Origin of the sequence: Bradyrhizobium sp. 147, from assembly GCF_023073935.1 — a bacterium.
GTDB lineage: Bacteria > Pseudomonadota > Alphaproteobacteria > Rhizobiales > Xanthobacteraceae > Bradyrhizobium.
Genome location: NZ_JADPKL010000020.1, coordinates 1 through 16,257, shown reverse-complemented (window position 1 = coordinate 16,257; position 16,257 = coordinate 1). Strand labels below are relative to the sequence as shown.

Below are 16,257 nucleotides of genomic sequence, written 5' to 3'. Positions count from 1 at the left end.
CATGACACAACATGACAACGATCCCGCCTGGCCGGACCACAAACCGACCGCGCTCCTCGTGCTTGCCGACGGCACGGTGCTTGAAGGCTTCGGTCTCGGCGCCGAAGGCCACGCCGTCGGCGAGGTCTGCTTCAACACCGCGATGACCGGCTATGAGGAGATTTTGACCGATCCCTCCTATGCCGGCCAGCTCATCACCTTCACCTTCCCGCATATCGGCAATGTCGGGACCAACGAGGAAGATATCGAGACGGTGAACATGGCGGCAACGCCCGGGGCGCGCGGCGTGATCTTGCGCACCGCGATCACCGATCCCTCGAACTACCGCGCCACCAAGCACCTCGACCAGTGGCTGAGGGCCCGCGGCATCATCGGCCTCTCCGGCATCGACACCCGCGCGCTGACCGCGCTGATCCGCTCCAACGGCATGCCCAACGCCGTGATCGCGCATTCCAAGAAGGGCGAGTTCGATCTGCACGGTCTCAAGGAAGAGGCGCGCGAGTGGCCGGGCCTCGAAGGCATGGACCTCGTGCCGATGGTCACCTCCGGCCAGCGCTTCACCTGGGACGAGACTCCCTGGCTGTGGGACAAGGGTTTCGGCCGCCAGGACAAGCCGGAGTTCAACGTGGTGGCGATCGATTACGGCATCAAGCGCAACATCTTGCGCCTGCTCGCCGGTGTCGGCTGCAAGGTGACGGTGGTGCCGGCAACGACTTCATCTGAGGATATCCTTGCGATGAAGCCGGACGGCGTCTTTCTGTCGAACGGCCCGGGCGATCCGGCCGCAACCGGCAAATATGCCGTTCCTGTGATCCGGGACGTGATCAAGTCGGGCACGCCGACCTTCGGCATTTGCCTCGGTCACCAGATGCTCGGTCTCGCCGTCGGCGCCAAGACCAAGAAGATGCACCAGGGCCATCACGGCGCCAACCATCCCGTCAAGGACGAGACCACCGGCAAGGTCGAGATCACCTCGATGAACCACGGCTTTGCCGTGGACGAGACGACTTTGCCGAAGGGTGCGACGCAGACCCACATCTCGCTGTTCGACGGCTCAAATTGCGGCATCCAGCTCGACGGCAAGCCGGTGTTTTCGGTGCAGTACCACCCGGAGGCTTCGCCCGGCCCGCGTGACTCGCACTATCTGTTCCAGCGCTTTGCCGATCTGATGCGGCAGAAGAAGAGCGCGTAAGGCGCGCTATCGCCTTTGCGGCGTGATCCGCTGCTGAACCGGGGCCTATAGACACGGCGTTTCGTGTCCGGGCTCAGCGACGCATCGCGTCCGGGACACGAGACCTATCGAGGAACGCCTGCACAGGGTGAAATGTTGTCCGGGCACTCTCGTGTAGCAGGAGCCCGCCATGTCCGTCGTCCGCGACAAGGCCGAGCCGCTCGCCATCGTGTTCGAAGATGACGGGCTCGTGCCAAACAACATCCTCCCGTTCCTGGTTTACCAGGGCGCGGTGAAGCTCGATCCGGAGCAGCCGGAAGAGACTATCGAAGAGCTGTTCGAAGCGAACGGCTGGGGCGGCACGTGGCGCAACGGCATCTACGATTATCTGCACTATCATTCGACCGTGCATGAGGTGCTCGGCGTTGCGCGCGGCAGCGCTCGCGTCCGCTTCGGCGGCGACCATGGCCAGGAGCTTCAGATCAAGGCGGGCGACGTCGCGATCCTGCCGGCCGGTACCGGCCACCAATGCATCAAGGCGAGCGACGATTTCTGCGTGATCGGAGCTTATCCGCCAGGCGCCAAGATGGAGATCACGCGGGCGACGGCTGAAAATCACGCCAAGGCGCTGAAGACGATTCCGCAAGTCGCGATGCCACCGGCCGATCCGGTGACGGGCAAGGAAGGCGCGCTGATGAGGTTGTGGCACTCGTGAATCGAGCGCGTAGGGCGGGTTAGCCGAAGGCGTAACCCACCATCTCTGTCATCGCGGATGCAAGAGCGGTGGGTTACGCCCAGCGACTGCGCTTCGCGCAACCGCAAGGCTAACCCACCCTACAAGCAAGCCCTACAAGCTCGCCCTATGCCGCGTTGCTGCCCTCCTGCCTTGTGGCTTCGAACAGGAACCAGGTGCGGCGCTCGGTCTCGTCGATGAAGTTTTCGAGGATGCTGGCGCTGGCGACATCGCCGGCTTCGTCGCAGACCTCGTGCGCCTTACGCATCGCCGCCGCGACATGCTTGTTGTCCTGCATCAGCTCGCGCAGCATCTCGCGCGGCGGAACGTAGTCCTCGTTGTTGTCCTTGATGGTCTGGAGTTTTGCGACCTGGCCGATCGACCTCAGCGTGGTGCCGCCGATCTTGCGGACGCGCTCGGCGAGCTGGTCGGTGGTGGCGAAGATCTGGTCGGACTGCTCGTCGAGCAGCAAATGATAATCGCGGAAATGCCGGCCGCTGATGTGCCAGTGGAAATTCTTGGTTTTCAGATACAGCGCGAATGCGTCGGCCAGAAGCACGTTGAGCGCCTCCGAGACCTTCTTGACCCCATCGGGCGGCAGATCGGTGGGGGTGTCGAGATCGGGCGAGACCTTGTTGTTGGTTTTGCTCACGGGAGACCTTCCTGTTAGGACGCGGACATTGACGGCGCGCCGTCGCACCCCTAACGCAAGGCGGGCAGCGCCGGTTCCGTTGGCGGAACCGTTTGGCCGGGACCTTCGAATAGCATGGACGATTGGATCGATTATTACGACTCCACGCATACGATCTATGTCAGCAAGCTGCATCGCGACTTGCACTTCCAGATCATTGCGCGGGACATCATCGGCTATATCCCCTCGTCCGACGCCGTGGTGCTGGACTATGCCTGCGGCGAGGCGCTGTCGGCGAACCAGGTGGCCGCCGCCTGTGGCAAGCTGATCCTCGCGGAGCCCGCGCCGGGAGTGCGCGGCCGGCTGATCGCGCGGTTCGCTCCGAACACCAAGATCCGCGTCCGTTCGCTCGATGACGTCCGCAAGATGCAGGACCAGTCGATCGATCTCGTCGTGATGAACTCGGTCGCGCAATACATGACGCCGGACGAGCTGGATGGCGCTCTCCTCAACATCCGCCGGATCCTAAAACCCTCCGGCAAGCTGGTGCTCGGGGATATCCTCCAGCCCAATGTCGGCATGGTCAGGGACGTGATGGCGCTGCTCAGCTTCGGCCGGCGGCACGGCTTCCTGAAGGACGCGCTGATCGGGCTGATCAGCACCGCGCTCTCGGACTATCGCCAGCTGCGCTCGCGCATCGGGCTCCAGCGCTACAGCGAGGCGGAGATCACCGCGAAGCTGACGGCGGCCGGGTTCGTGGTCCAGCGCGCGCACACCAATATCGGCCATAATCGCTGGCGCATGACCTTCATCGTGCGGCAATCTCTGATCCGTTAAGCATCATCTCTGATCCGTTAAGCATAACGACCAGCCGAGGTGGCCTGCCGCGCCTCCGATCGGTAATGATCGATGCGGCCCGGTGGCGGAAGCGTCTACGCGAGGGCGGTGCAACGCTCTTCATCCTGGTTCAAATCCAGGCCGGGTCTCCACGCTTCGCCCCTGCGGGGCTACGCGTGGCGCGGCCACGCACGACGCGTAGGGGCGAAGCGTGTCCGGCGTAGCTGGAGCGCAGCGGAAGAGAAGACAGGCTGGCGCTCCAATCGCGCAATCCGCTCACTTGCGATCCGCGCTGACCACTTCGCACTCCGGCAGCAATTGAAGCCGATCCGCATCTTTAGCCGCCGACTTGATCACGGCATCGAGCAGGCCCGGGAAGCGCGCATCCAGATCCTCCCGGCGCAGCCGCATGAAACGGTTGGTGCCGGCCACGCGGGTCTGCATCAGGCCGCATTCGCGCAGCTTGGCAAAGTGATAGGCGAGGTTGGACTTGCCGCCGAGGCCGCTGAAATCGCCACAGCAGAGCTCGCTGCTGACACGTTCTTGCTGCGCGAGCTGGTAGACGATCGCCAATCGGATCGGATCGCTTAGGCAATCCAGGACCATCGGCAGCTCGATCTGCTCGCGGGTCGGGTGAAGCGGCATGCGGCTCATGGGTCCATCATAGCGACAAGGCCGCAATGTTCAATAGTTCTTGAACCAATTGACACCTCGACCGGCCCAACCGATAGTTCAATAAACGTTGAACATAAGGATCTCTCTCATGAGCGTGTTCTGGCTGGCCTTGGCGGCTTTCGCGATCGGCACTGAAGGCTTTGTCATTGCAGGACTTTTACCCGCGATCGCCACTGAGCTCTCGATTTCGGTCTCGGCCGCCGGGCAGCTGGTCACGGCTTACGCCCTCACCTATGCCGTGGGCTCGCCAATCCTGGCGGTGGCGCTCAACAATATCGACCGCCGCACCGTGCTGGCTCTGGCGCTGACGACCTTCGTCGCCGGCAACCTCGCCGCAATGGTGGCATCCAGCTACACCCTGCTGCTGGCCTCGCGCATGCTGATGGCGCTGGGCTCGGGACTGTGCATGCCGACCGCGCTGGCGGTGTCCGTGGCGGTCGCCTCGCCCGAACGGCGCGGACGTGCGGTGGCCCTCGTCACCTCGGGCCTTACGGTCGCAACCGTCATCGGCGTCCCCCTTGGCAATCTCGTCGGCAGCCTGCTCGGCTGGCGCGCCACCTTTGCCATGGTCGCCCTGATCGGCACGCTGGCACTCGCCGGCCTTCTGCTTGGGCTTCCCAAAGGCCTGCCGCGCAACACTGCCTCGCTGAGCGAGCGGCTGGCGGTGGCGCGTCACAGCAATGTCTTGATCGCGCTTGTGATCACAATTTTATGGGCGCTTGGCGGCTTCACCGTGTTCACCTATTTCGCCGTTCCCCTGCGCAGCCTCGGCTTTGACGCCTCGCAGATCAGTCTGGCACTGCTGGTGTTCGGCGGCGCCGCCGCGATCGGCAACATGCTCGGCGGCGTCCTGGCCGACCGGCTCGGCACGCTCGCCACCGCCGCGCTCGGGCTCGCCGGCATGGCGAGTGCGCTGATCCTGCATTCGCTGGTGCTGAAGCTGATGCCCGGACAGGCGCATTATGCGGTGCTGGGCGCGATCTTCCTCTGGGGCGTCTCGGGCTGGGCGTTCTATCCAGCCCAGATCGCCAGCATCATCCGGATCGAGCCGCAGGCCTCGATGATCGCGCTCTCGCTCAACGCCTCGGCAATGTATCTCGGCTTCGCCATCGGGGGCGCCTTGGGCGGCGCGGTGCTGGCCACTCTCTCGCCCAATGACCTCGGCTGGATCGGCGGTATGAGCGTTGCGGCCTCGCTTCTGGTGCACCTCGGCCGCGGCTGGCAGGCGCGGCCAAAACCGGTCAAAATTGCCGGTTGATGGGCGTTTTTCGGGGTTTCGCCGCCCCGAAAACTGGTCTAAGACCCACCCGCGCGCGAGGGAGACCACCGCGCTCTCGGCCACAGGGACGCGCGGTAGCGCGCCCTTTTTTTTGCCCAAATCCCAGTCCGGCGAGAGTTGATGCCCAAACGTACAGACATCACCACCATCCTGATCATCGGCGCCGGTCCCATCGTGATCGGCCAGGCCTGCGAATTCGACTATTCCGGCACGCAGGCGGTGAAGACGCTGAAGGAAGAGGGCTATCGCATCGTCCTCGTCAATTCCAACCCGGCCACCATCATGACCGACCCGGAATTGGCCGATGCGACCTATATCGAGCCGATCACGCCCGAGATCGTCGCCAAGATCATCGAGAAGGAGCGCCACGTCGTTCCCGGCGGCTTCGCGCTGCTGCCGACCATGGGCGGCCAGACAGCGCTGAACTGCGCGCTATCGCTGCGCCGGCAGGGCACGCTGGAAAAGTTCGACGTCGAGATGATCGGCGCGACCGCGGATGCGATCGACAAGGCCGAGGACCGCCAGTTGTTCCGCAACGCCATGGAGAAGATCGGTCTGCAGACGCCGAAGTCGCGGCTCGCCAACGCGTCCGAGCTGAAGAAGTCGTTCCGCGACAAATACCATGCCGAACGCGAGAAGCTGTCGGGCGCGGCGCTCGAAGAGCTCGACCGGCAATGGACGCTTGGCGAAAGCGACCGCCGCAAGCGCTATCAGGAATATGCGCTGGGCCAGGCGATGATGGCGCTCTCCGAGATCGGCCTGCCCGCAATCATCCGGCCCTCCTTCACGATGGGCGGCACCGGCGGCGGCATCGCCTACAATAAGGAAGAGTTCCTCGACATCATCGAGCGCGGCCTTGATGCATCGCCCACCAACGAAGTGCTGATCGAAGAATCCGTGCTCGGCTGGAAAGAGTACGAGATGGAGGTGGTGCGCGACAAGAAGGACAATTGCATCATCGTCTGCTCGATCGAGAACCTCGATCCGATGGGCGTGCATACCGGCGATTCCATCACCGTGGCGCCCGCCCTGACGCTGACCGACAAGGAATACCAGATCATGCGCGACGCCTCGCTGGCGGTGCTGCGCGAGATCGGGGTCGAGACCGGCGGCTCCAACGTGCAGTTCGGCGTCAATCCCGAAGACGGCCGCATGGTCGTCATCGAGATGAATCCGCGCGTGTCGCGCTCATCCGCACTGGCCTCGAAGGCCACCGGCTTTCCGATCGCGAAGGTCGCTGCCAAGCTCGCGGTCGGCTACACCCTCGACGAGATCGCCAATGACATCACCGGCGGCGCCACGCCGGCCTCGTTCGAGCCGACGATCGACTACGTCGTCACCAAGGTGCCGCGCTTCGCCTTCGAGAAATTTCCGGGTGCCTCGACCACGCTGACGACCTCGATGAAGTCGGTCGGCGAAGTCATGGCGATCGGCCGCACCTTCCAGGAAAGTCTTCAGAAGGCCTTGCGCGGGCTCGAAACCGGATTGACCGGCCTCGATGAGATCGAGATCGAGGGTCTCGGCCGCGACGACGACAAGAATGCGATCCGCGCCGCGCTCGGCACGCCGACGCCGAACCGGCTGCTCCAGGTCGCCCAGGCCATGCGGCTCGGCTGGTCCAACGAGGACATCTTCAACTCCTGCAAGATCGATCCGTGGTTCCTCGGCGAGATGCGCGGCATCGTCGACATGGAGGAGAAGGTTCGCAAGAACGGCCTGCCGGGCAATGCCTTCGGCATGCGCACGCTCAAGTCCATGGGCTTCTCCGATGCGCGCCTCGCAGTGCTCGCCGGGACGACGGAAGCCGAGGTGACGGCGAAGCGCCACGCGCTCGGCGTTCGTCCCGTCTACAAGCGCATCGACACCTGTGCGGCCGAGTTCGCCTCTCCCACCGCCTATATGTATTCGACCTATGAGGCGCCGTTTGCGGGTGCGCCTGCGGACGAGAGCACTCCGTCCGACAAGAAGAAGGTCATCATCCTCGGCGGCGGACCGAACCGCATCGGCCAGGGCATCGAGTTCGACTATTGCTGCTGTCACGCCTGCTTCGCGCTGCACGATGCCGGCTACGAATCCATCATGGTCAACTGCAATCCGGAGACCGTATCGACCGATTACGACACTGCCGACCGGCTCTATTTCGAGCCGCTCACCGCCGAGGACGTGCTGGAGATCATCGCCAAGGAGCGCAGCAAGGGCACGCTGCACGGCGTGATCGTGCAGTTTGGCGGCCAGACCCCGCTGAAGCTGGCGCGCGCGCTGGAAGCGGCCGAAGTGCCGATCCTCGGCACCTCGCCCGATGCCATCGATCTTGCCGAGGATCGCGACCGCTTCAAGCGCGTGCTCGACAAGCTGCGGCTCAAGCAGCCGAAGAACGGTATCGCCTATTCGGTCGAGCAGGCGAGGCTCGTCTCCGCCGATCTCGGCCTGCCGCTGGTGGTGCGTCCGTCCTATGTGCTCGGCGGCCGCGCCATGCAGATCATCCGCGAGGAGAACCAGCTCAACGACTATCTGCTCGGCACGCTGCCGGAGCTGGTGCCCGCCGACGTCAAGGCGCGCTATCCCAACGACAAGACCGGGCAGATCAACACCGTGCTCGGCAAGAACCCGCTGCTGTTCGACCGCTATCTCTCGGACGCGACCGAAATCGACGTCGACTGCCTCTGTGACGGCAAGGACACTTTCATCGTCGGCATCATGGAGCACATCGAGGAAGCCGGCATCCATTCCGGCGATAGCGCCTGCTCGCTGCCGCCGCATTCGCTCGATGCCGGGATGATCGAGGAGCTGGAGCGGCAGACCCGCGAACTCGCGCTCGGCCTCGACGTGGTCGGCCTGATGAACGTGCAATACGCCATCAAGGACGGCGAGATCTACGTGCTCGAAGTCAATCCGCGCGCCTCGCGCACGGTGCCGTTCGTCGCCAAGGTGATCGGCACGCCGGTCGCGAAGATCGCCGCGCGCATCATGGCCGGCGAGAAGCTCGCCGATTTCAAGCTAAAGAAGGCGGAGCTCAAGCACGTTGGCGTCAAGGAATCGGTGTTCCCGTTCGCGCGCTTCCCCGGCGTCGACACGGTGCTCGGCCCGGAGATGCGCTCGACGGGCGAGGTCATGGGCATCGACCGCTCGTTTGCGGTGGCGTTCGCCAAGAGCCAGCTCGGCGGCGGCACGCGGGTGCCGCGCAAGGGCACGGTGTTCGTCTCGGTGCGCGAGAGCGACAAGACACGCATCGCCGAGGCTGTGCGCGAACTGCATTCGCTCGGCTTCAAGGTGCTGGCGACCTCGGGCACCCAGCGCTTCCTGACCGGTCAGGGCATCCCGACCGAGAAGGTGAACAAGGTGCTGGAGGGCCGGCCGCATATCGTCGATGCCATCACCAATGGCGACGTCCAGCTCGTCTTCAACACCACCGAAGGCCCGCAGGCGCTCGCCGACAGCCGCTCGCTGCGGCGCGCGGCCCTCTTGCATAAAGTGCCGTATTACACCACTCTTTCCGGGGCCGTGGCGGCCGCGCAGGGCATCCGCGCCTATCTGGGCGGGGACCTTGAGGTTCGGACCCTGCAGAGCTACTTTTCGGAAACCTGATTGCTAGCGGGGCTGGGCCTTGAGGGCTCAGCCTTCCGCTAAGTGATTGGCAAGGAAGCCACAATGGCGGGAGGAACTGTCCGGCCATGTGAGTGTTCTGTTCCGGCGCCAGACCCGAAATAATATCCCGGTGGGCGCATGTTCAGCCCCGGGAACACCGACGCATCAAGGTTGCCGCGCCCACCCTTTATGGGCGCGCAGCTGGAGGACGAGAGAAGAGATGGAAAAGGTTCCGATGACCCAGGCCGGCTTTGTCGCGCTCGGGGAAGAATTGAAGCAGCGCCAGTCTGTAGACCGTCCGCGGATCATCGAGCATATCGCGGAGGCGCGCTCGCACGGAGACCTGTCGGAGAACGCGGAATATCATGCCGCGAAGGAAGAGCAGTCCCACAATGAGGGCCGCATCGCCGAGCTCGAGGACAAGCTCGCGCGCGCCGACATCATCGACATCTCGAAGCTCTCCGGCGACACCATCAAGTTCGGCGCCACCGTGACGCTGGTCGACGAGGACACCGACAAGAAGACGGTGTGGCAGATCGTCGGCGAGGTCGAGGCCGACGCCAAGAAGGGCCGCATCTCCATCACCTCGCCGCTCGCCCGCGCCCTGATCGGCAAGAAGAAGGGCGCCTCCGTCGAGGTCAACACGCCGGGCGGCGCCAAGGCATATGAGATCACCAAGGTGGAGTGGCGGTAGAGATTTGCCGCTGCCCGTGACGCCATTGCGAAAAGGCCGCGCAATGCGCGGCGGCCTTCTCGTTTGTGGCCCTCGGTCATCTCCCGGCGCTGCAGCGCATCGCTGAAGATGCGCTGCGCTTCATCCGGGGCATGCGATCACCCCAGCTACCGTCGCCCCTTCACCTCGAGCGGCACCGCCGCCTCATATTTCGAATTGTGCAGCACCAGCGACGTCCGCACGTTGCGCACATGGGGCGCAGCGGTCAGGTGCGTGACGAAATCCTGGAACGTCGCCATGTCGGGGGCGACGCATTTCAGGATGAAATCGACCTCGCCCGACAGCATCCAGCATTCCCGCACCAAGGGCTCGGCGCGGACGAATTCCTCGAAGGCGCGCAAATCCGCTTCGGCCTGGCTGGACAGGTGCACGGCGGCAAATACGGTGACGTCGAAGCCGAGCTTGCGGGCGTCCAGCAGGCCTCGATAGCCATGGATATAGCCCTCCTCCTCCAGCGCCCGGACGCGGCGCAGGCAGGGTGGCGGCGAGATGCCGACGCGTTTTGCCAGCTCGACATTCGTGATTCGACCGTCGGCCTGAATCTCGGTGAGAATTTTCAGGTCGATCTCGTCTAGGCTCCGCGACACGTGATTGGAACTCCTGGCCTCGGCGGCGGTATTGGGTGGCTTGTCGCAATCCTCATACCCAGTCCACACGCCCAGCGCAATTTTATTGCGCGTGCAGCGCAATCGACTTTTGTTCCTTGTTGGAAAAATCCGCCGATAGGGAATGCAATTCTTGCATAGCTCACCAGAAGGCTTAGATTAGCTCTGATATTTCAGCGCCTCCGCGAGGCCTCCCGGCACGTTCCGCGCCCGCGCTGCAAATCCCCCGTGAAAGGCGTCCACCGAAATGTCCGCTCCTGTTCATGCCAAGGTCGTCATCATCGGCTCCGGCCCCGCCGGTTACACGGCGGCGATCTACGCCGCGCGTGCGATGCTCGAGCCGATCCTGATCCAGGGCATCCAGCCGGGCGGCCAGCTCACCATCACCACCGACGTCGAGAACTATCCAGGCTTCGCCGACGTGATCCAGGGCCCCTGGCTGATGGAGCAGATGGAGAAGCAGGCGGTCCATGTCGGCACCAAGATCGTCTCCGACCTAGTCACCAAGCTGGAAACTGCGCAGCGGCCGTTCCGCCTCACCTGTGACAGCGGTGACGTCTATCTTGCCGACACCGTCATCCTCGCCACAGGCGCGCAGGCGCGCTGGCTCGGGCTGCCGTCCGAAGCAAAATTCCAGGGCGGCGGCGTGTCGGCCTGTGCCACGTGCGATGGCTTCTTCTACCGCAACAAGGAGGTCGTGGTGGTCGGCGGCGGCAATACCGCGGTCGAGGAAGCCCTGTACCTCACCAACCATGCCTCCCAGGTCACCATCGTGCATCGTCGCGATCACTTCCGCGCCGAGCGCATCCTGCAGGAGCGTCTGTTCAAGCACCCCAAAATCAAGGTGATCTGGGACTCAGCCGTCGACGAGATCTGCGGCACCGAGAACCCGAACAAGGTCACCCATGTGCGCCTCAAGAACGTCAAGACCGGCGCGCTCACGAACGTGAAGACCGACGGCATCTTCATCGCCATCGGCCACGCCCCGGCGACCGAGCTCGTCAAGGGCCAGGTCAAGCTCAAGCCGTCGGGCTACGTCGAGGTTGCCCCGAACTCGACCGCGACCTCGGTGCCCGGCCTATTCGCCGCCGGCGATGTGGCCGACGAGACTTATCGCCAGGCCGTGACGGCCGCCGGCCTCGGCTGCATGGCCGCACTCGAAGCCGAACGTTTCTTGGCCCTTCGCGCCAGCGAGCGCGCGGCAGCGGAATAGAATCATGCCCCGAACACGCGACGGATTTACGGATATGGACTGGGACAAGCTGAAGGTGTTTCACGCGGCGGCGGAAGCGGGCAGCTTCACGCATGCGGGCGAGCAGCTCGGCCTGTCGCAATCGGCGGTATCGCGCCAGGTCTCGGCGCTGGAGCAGGAGCTCTCGGTCTCGCTGTTCCACCGCCACGCCCGCGGCCTGATCCTGACCGAGCAGGGCGACCTGCTGTTCCGCACCGCGCATGACGTGTTCATGCAGCTGCAGGCGGCGCGCGCCAAGCTGACCGACAGCCGCGAGCGGCCGAGCGGCGACCTCAAGATCACCACCACGCCTGGCGTCGGCATCAACTGGCTGATCCCGCGGCTCGGCGAGTTCACCGCGCTCTATCCGGAGATCCGGATCTCCTTGATCGTCACCGACGAGGAGCTCGACCTGTCGATGCGCGAGGCGGACGTCGCGATCCGCACCCGCAAGCCGACCCAGCCAGATCTGATCCAGCGCAAGCTGTTCGCGATGGGCTTCCACGCCTATTGCTCGCCGGAATACATCAAGCGCTTCGGCACGCCGCGCACGCTGGAGGAGCTCGACTCCCACCGCATCATCACGTTGTCGGACGGCAACTTCGCCCCGCATCTTCAGAACCGCAATTGGCTGATCGAAGCCGGTCGCAACGGCTCGGGTCCGCGCGAAGCCTACTTCAAGGTCAACAACATCCTCGGCCTCGTGCGCGCCTGTCAGCAGGGCCTCGGCATCGCCGCCCTGCCCGACTACCTCGTCGAGGAACAGAACAAACTGGTGCAGCTGTTCGGTGAATCGGATTCGATCCAGCTCGACACCTATTTCGTCTATCCCGAGGAGTTGAAGACGGTTGCACGCGTGCAAGTGTTCCGCGACTTCGTGGTCAGCAAGGCGCAGCGCTGGCCGTCCTGATTTCCGCATGACTGACATGCGGCCTCGGCTGTTGCTGGACGGCGCTCGTCAAGCCCATACTGTTTGCGCGCTGAGCCTTCGCGTTGCGCATTTGTCCCCCTCCTCCAGTGGCGCGGGAGTTCAGTAATCCCTCTTGGAAGGTGATTGTGTCGGCCTCACGTGGCCAATACCTAAGCCGGGCCTTCGGGTCCGGCTTTTTTTCGTCAAAATTGCCTTTCGCCTTCCGCGTGTATTGACAGGCTTGGGCATACCCCGCATCATTTGCGGATGATCACGAAGTCGTGCGCAGTCATCTCGAAAAAAGGTCCCCATGCGGGGACCTCGGATTTTTGCGCGCGCTAATACCGGCTTCCTCATCGCAGCAAATCCCGAAACCCCGCCGCCTGGACGGGGTTTTTTCATGTGCCCTCCGTCTCAGGCCTTTTTCCCGAGAAGGAGATGGAAACATGACCGAACTACGAGACCAATTGCACGGGCTGTGGCTGCCGCTGGTGACGCCGTTTCGCGACGGCCGTCTCGACGAGACGTCACTGCGGCGGCTGACGCGGCACTACGGCGCACAGGCCATCGACGGCCTCATCCTGGGGGCGACTTCGGGTGAAGGCATGACGCTGCGCGACACTGAACTCGAGCGCCTCGTCGCCGTCGTCCGCGACGAGGTGGCGGCGGGCCGCCGCACCTTGCCGATCTGCCTCGGGCTGTCGGGCGCGGACACCTCGCGGCTGAAGGATCGCCTCGACGAGACCGCGGACTGGCCGATCGACGGTTATCTGATCGCGAGTCCATACTATGTGCGGCCGTCGCAGCGCGGGCTGCTGGCGCATTTCGAGTCGCTCGCCGATCACGCCGCCTGGCCGATTGCGCTCTACAACATTCCCTACCGCTGCGCGGTCAACGTCACCAACCAGACCATGCTGCGGCTTGCCGAACACAAGAACATCGTCGGCCTGAAGGATTGCGGCGCGAGCCGCGAACAATCGATCGCGCTGCTGCGCGACAGGCCGAAGGATTTTCGCGTGCTCACCGGCGAGGACGCAAATTATTTCGAGGCGCTCACCGACGGCGCCGACGGCGGCATCGTGCTGTCAGCCCATGTCGAGACCGCGACATTTGCGGCGGTGTATGCGGAACTCAAGCGCGGCAATCACGATGCCGCGATGGCGCGCTGGCAGGAGGTCGCCGAGCTCACACGGCTGCTGTTCGCCGAACCGAGCCCTGCGCCGGCGAAGTACTGGCTGTGGCGCAGCGGCCTCATCGACAGCCCCGAAGTGCGCCTGCCGATGGTGGAAGTGAGCAGCGAGCTCGCCGCCACGATCGATCGCGAGATCGAGCGACGGATGAAAGCCGCGGCCTAGCGCTTACCCTCCGCCTTCGGAGGAGGGTAAGAACGCCTGCATGGTTAACCGCGCGCCAACCGCCTTCGCGTCTGCCGCATGGTGCATCCACGCCTCGTTTACGCAATCGCGCCTATCGTTTCCGCCAAGACTTTCAAACGGGGGAATGACCATGGGACATCGCACCCGGCCGACGGCCGCGAGCCAATTCGCGCCGGCCGATCTCTTGCAGGGAATTCTGGTGGTGTCGTCGTTCGGGTTCTGGGCGGTGATGCTCGGCCTGATGCCGGTGCTGCTGTTTCGCGTTTGGCTGGCGGGCTGACAGCGCCACGCGGATGGTTAACCCGTGGTAGCACCTGTGTTCAAAATGCACGGCCAGCTGCGACCCGGAATTTTAAAACATCCCGCGTATCACTGGCGCCCATAAGCGAAGAAATCGCGGAGGCGTTTGTGAATAGTCAGAATGAAATGGCGTCGCATTACGACGCCGGACAGCAGAGCTTTACCACGGAGGACATTCTCTGGGCCGTCGGCATCTGGTCGGTGATCCTCACCCTGTCGCCGGTGATCGTGTTCTACATGCTGATGGTGGCGTAGCTCAGCTCGTCATTCCGGATCGACCGAAGGGCGAATCCGGACTCGCGAGATTCCGGGTCTGGCGCTTGCGCGCCATCGCGGAAAGACAGGTGACGGCAGAAACGCAAAACGCGCGGCTCGTCCGCGCGTTTTTTCGTCGGGGGAAATGAATAATGAAATTATGCCGCCTGCTTGTGCATTGCGCCGGAAGCCGACGCCGTGCCGCGAATAGCCTTCACTGAACGCTCGATCGCCGCCCACAGTCTTGCAATTTCCTGAGCCGCGCGGCTCTCGGCCTGATACTCGCGCGCGCCTTCGCCGTGGCTGAGCGCCATCAGGAGATCCGAACGGTTGGTGATCTGGCCGCCCCACACCGGGGCGCGGAATTTCGCCAGCGCCTCGCGGGCGATGGTGACGATCGGGCTTTCGGTCTCGTCGCGGCGCGCCGGCGCACCGTTGAGCACGACCGCATAGGGCTTGCGCGCGGCGCGGCACATCTGGATGGTTTCCTGCACCGCGTTGACGTCGAACACGCCGGGACGCGCCGGAATGATCACCATCGTCGCGTTCCTGATCGCGTCGTCGACGACGGCCGACAGGTTCGGCGGCGTGTCGATCAACACCCATTCATAACCGTCGCGCCTGGCCGCGGAGACGATGCCGCTGACGGAGTTCACGGCCGCCTTGATCGACGGCTCGTTGGTGCCGCGCAGCTTGTGCCAGAGCGTGAGCGAGCCTTGCGGATCGGCGTCCACCAGCATGACCTGCTTGCTCGCCTTGATCTGCGCGGCGAGATGGGCAGCGAGGGTACTCTTGCCCGAACCGCCTTTACGTGATGCAAAAACAATAACGTTCATACCTTCGGCCTCCAGATTGACCCCGTGGCTCGAAAATGAATCAGCGCGCTGATTCGTGAAAGAAAAATTTATCGAGAGTTGCGTTGCCGCCACGAAATAACAAGGCGTGTTGGCTTTTGAGTCACACTGCCTGGTGCGACGCCCGATACAATCGCAATGAAATGCGGCCTGCGCGAGCGATCATGCGCTTTTTGAGCAGCGAAGCGGGACAAAGCGGAACGCAACCTTGCCGCGCAAACTGATTCGCGACTCTTCTTTTGTCGTGTGCGCTTGGAATTGCCGCAAGCCGGCGCGCCGGTCGCGCGAACAAAACGAGTCCAGGGGAGGAAACGCGGCTGCCGAACTTCAGGGAAGAAAGCGCGCTGTCGCGCTCAGCCCTGCTCGGATTTCTTCTTCTTGGCTTTCGGCGCCGGCTTGGTGCTCTTCCTCGCGGCCTTGGGCGCGATGTTGGTCGGCTTGCCGGCACGGACCTCGCCCGGCTCGGGTCCTGGCCGGAAGAACACCCGGCATTGCGGCGAGAGCTGCGACTTCTTCGCGATCATGCAGGCGGTGATGGCATCGACGTTCGGCACGAACTCGCCGCACAGCCGCATCGCGTCGGGCGAGCAGGCCTGCTGCTCTTCCTGGGTGTAGGCGAAGCCGGCGCGCGGCAGGGCCAGGACGGCCAGGGCAATGCCGAGGCTGGCAACGGCCAAGGGTTTTGCAAAGGACTTCTTCGAGCGAAACGCCGGCATCGATCCCCCCACATGTCGAACAGGTGAGATAGTGGGTGAACGGCGGTTGATTGGCAACCGGAGGGGGATGCGAAAGGCGCAACGTGTGCGGTCTCGGCAACAGGCGGTGAGGGCCTGCAGTTCCCACGGGCGAAAGCGGCCTACAGCGTGCTGGTTCAGCAGGCCCCAAACAAAAACCGCGAAAACAACCCCATGCACAGTAGGCAAGTCACGGCAATCCCTCAGCATTTCCAGTATTAGGATTTCACGAATTCGAATTTGACTCGTCGAGGCTGGGCAAGAATTACTCGTTAGCGGAGTGAGGCGGGTGCGTGCCGGCCGATTGCGAGCGGAGGCTGTATATTTGTCCAGAAGGCCCCTAGGGCA

General features: G+C 63.7%; 16 protein-coding genes and 1 tRNA gene. 12 read left to right on the top strand and 5 right to left on the bottom strand.

Features of this window, described 5'->3' with window-relative positions; translation table 11 throughout:
* The first annotated feature begins 1 nt into the window (after position 1).
* Together carA and IVA87_RS04460 are read left to right on the top strand one after the other, a co-directional pair.
* Positions 2 to 1,192, top strand: coding sequence for a glutamine-hydrolyzing carbamoyl-phosphate synthase small subunit (gene carA, locus IVA87_RS04465; RefSeq protein WP_247277475.1), 1,191 nt, complete (start codon positions 2 to 4; stop codon positions 1,190 to 1,192).
* Between the two features lie 169 nt (positions 1,193 to 1,361).
* On the top strand, positions 1,362 to 1,886 hold the full coding sequence (locus IVA87_RS04460) for a cupin domain-containing protein (protein WP_247307464.1): 525 nt from the start codon (positions 1,362 to 1,364) through the stop codon (positions 1,884 to 1,886).
* A 145-nt stretch (positions 1,887 to 2,031) separates the two neighbouring features.
* Here IVA87_RS04460 and IVA87_RS04455 read toward each other — a convergent pair whose 3' ends face one another.
* The gene (locus IVA87_RS04455; RefSeq protein WP_247307467.1) at positions 2,032 to 2,556 is read right to left on the bottom strand and encodes a DNA starvation/stationary phase protection protein; all 525 of its coding nucleotides are present in this window, start codon (positions 2,554 to 2,556) and stop codon (positions 2,032 to 2,034) included.
* A gap of 114 nt (positions 2,557 to 2,670) precedes the next feature.
* Between IVA87_RS04455 and IVA87_RS04450 the strand changes: the two genes are divergently transcribed.
* Both IVA87_RS04450 and IVA87_RS04445 read left to right on the top strand, forming a co-directional pair.
* Entirely contained in the window at positions 2,671 to 3,372 is a 702-nt protein-coding gene (locus IVA87_RS04450; RefSeq protein ID WP_247332839.1) for a class I SAM-dependent methyltransferase, read from the top strand.
* A 76-nt stretch (positions 3,373 to 3,448) separates the two neighbouring features.
* Positions 3,449 to 3,524 (top strand) — tRNA-OTHER (locus tag IVA87_RS04445).
* 124 nt (positions 3,525 to 3,648) lie between these two features.
* Here IVA87_RS04445 and IVA87_RS04440 read toward each other — a convergent pair.
* Complete coding sequence (locus IVA87_RS04440; protein ID WP_247307471.1) at positions 3,649 to 4,026, bottom strand: helix-turn-helix transcriptional regulator; 378 nt, start codon at positions 4,024 to 4,026, stop codon at positions 3,649 to 3,651.
* Between the two features lie 109 nt (positions 4,027 to 4,135).
* On the opposite strand from IVA87_RS04440, the gene IVA87_RS04435 reads away from it, so the two are divergent.
* The 3 genes from IVA87_RS04435 to greA all read left to right on the top strand — a co-directional run bounded on the left by IVA87_RS04435 (position 4,136) and on the right by greA (position 9,605).
* Positions 4,136 to 5,305 (top strand): MFS transporter, encoded by a 1,170-nt coding sequence (locus IVA87_RS04435; RefSeq protein ID WP_247307474.1) that lies wholly within the window; start codon positions 4,136 to 4,138, stop codon positions 5,303 to 5,305.
* A gap of 141 nt (positions 5,306 to 5,446) precedes the next feature.
* Positions 5,447 to 8,911, top strand: coding sequence for a carbamoyl-phosphate synthase large subunit (carB, locus tag IVA87_RS04430; protein WP_247332837.1), 3,465 nt, complete (start codon positions 5,447 to 5,449; stop codon positions 8,909 to 8,911).
* Positions 8,912 to 9,131: 220 nt separating this feature from the next.
* A complete protein-coding gene (gene greA / locus IVA87_RS04425; protein ID WP_247277482.1) occupies positions 9,132 to 9,605 on the top strand; it encodes a transcription elongation factor GreA in 474 nt (157 codons plus the stop codon).
* Between the two features lie 146 nt (positions 9,606 to 9,751).
* Here the strand turns inward: greA and IVA87_RS04420 are convergent, their stop codons facing one another.
* Positions 9,752 to 10,231 carry an Lrp/AsnC family transcriptional regulator gene (locus tag IVA87_RS04420; protein WP_026312113.1) on the bottom strand — a complete coding sequence of 160 codons (480 nt, stop codon included), beginning with the start codon at positions 10,229 to 10,231 and terminating at the stop codon, positions 9,752 to 9,754.
* Between the two features lie 265 nt (positions 10,232 to 10,496).
* Here IVA87_RS04420 and trxB point away from each other — a divergent pair, with 265 nt between their 5' ends.
* The 5 genes from trxB to IVA87_RS04395 all read left to right on the top strand — a co-directional run bounded on the left by trxB (position 10,497) and on the right by IVA87_RS04395 (position 14,321).
* The gene (trxB, locus tag IVA87_RS04415; RefSeq protein WP_247307488.1) at positions 10,497 to 11,462 is read left to right on the top strand and encodes a thioredoxin-disulfide reductase; all 966 of its coding nucleotides are present in this window, start codon (positions 10,497 to 10,499) and stop codon (positions 11,460 to 11,462) included.
* A 4-nt stretch (positions 11,463 to 11,466) separates the two neighbouring features.
* Entirely contained in the window at positions 11,467 to 12,390 is a 924-nt protein-coding gene (locus IVA87_RS04410) for a LysR family transcriptional regulator (protein WP_247277484.1), read from the top strand.
* Positions 12,391 to 12,836: 446 nt separating this feature from the next.
* Positions 12,837 to 13,745, top strand: coding sequence for a 4-hydroxy-tetrahydrodipicolinate synthase (locus IVA87_RS04405; protein WP_247332835.1), 909 nt, complete (start codon positions 12,837 to 12,839; stop codon positions 13,743 to 13,745).
* A gap of 151 nt (positions 13,746 to 13,896) precedes the next feature.
* The gene (locus tag IVA87_RS04400) at positions 13,897 to 14,046 is read left to right on the top strand and encodes a hypothetical protein (RefSeq protein WP_164934661.1); all 150 of its coding nucleotides are present in this window, start codon (positions 13,897 to 13,899) and stop codon (positions 14,044 to 14,046) included.
* A 128-nt stretch (positions 14,047 to 14,174) separates the two neighbouring features.
* Positions 14,175 to 14,321, top strand: coding sequence for a hypothetical protein (locus IVA87_RS04395; protein WP_247332833.1), 147 nt, complete (start codon positions 14,175 to 14,177; stop codon positions 14,319 to 14,321).
* Between the two features lie 158 nt (positions 14,322 to 14,479).
* Here the strand turns inward: IVA87_RS04395 and IVA87_RS04390 are convergent, their stop codons facing one another.
* Positions 14,480 to 15,157: a ParA family protein gene (locus IVA87_RS04390; RefSeq protein ID WP_247277487.1), complete on the bottom strand. Its 678-nt coding sequence runs from the start codon at positions 15,155 to 15,157 to the stop codon at positions 14,480 to 14,482.
* Positions 15,158 to 15,528: 371 nt separating this feature from the next.
* On the bottom strand, positions 15,529 to 15,891 hold the full coding sequence (locus tag IVA87_RS04385) for a hypothetical protein (RefSeq protein WP_247307495.1): 363 nt from the start codon (positions 15,889 to 15,891) through the stop codon (positions 15,529 to 15,531).
* Positions 15,892 to 16,257 lie beyond the last annotated feature (366 nt).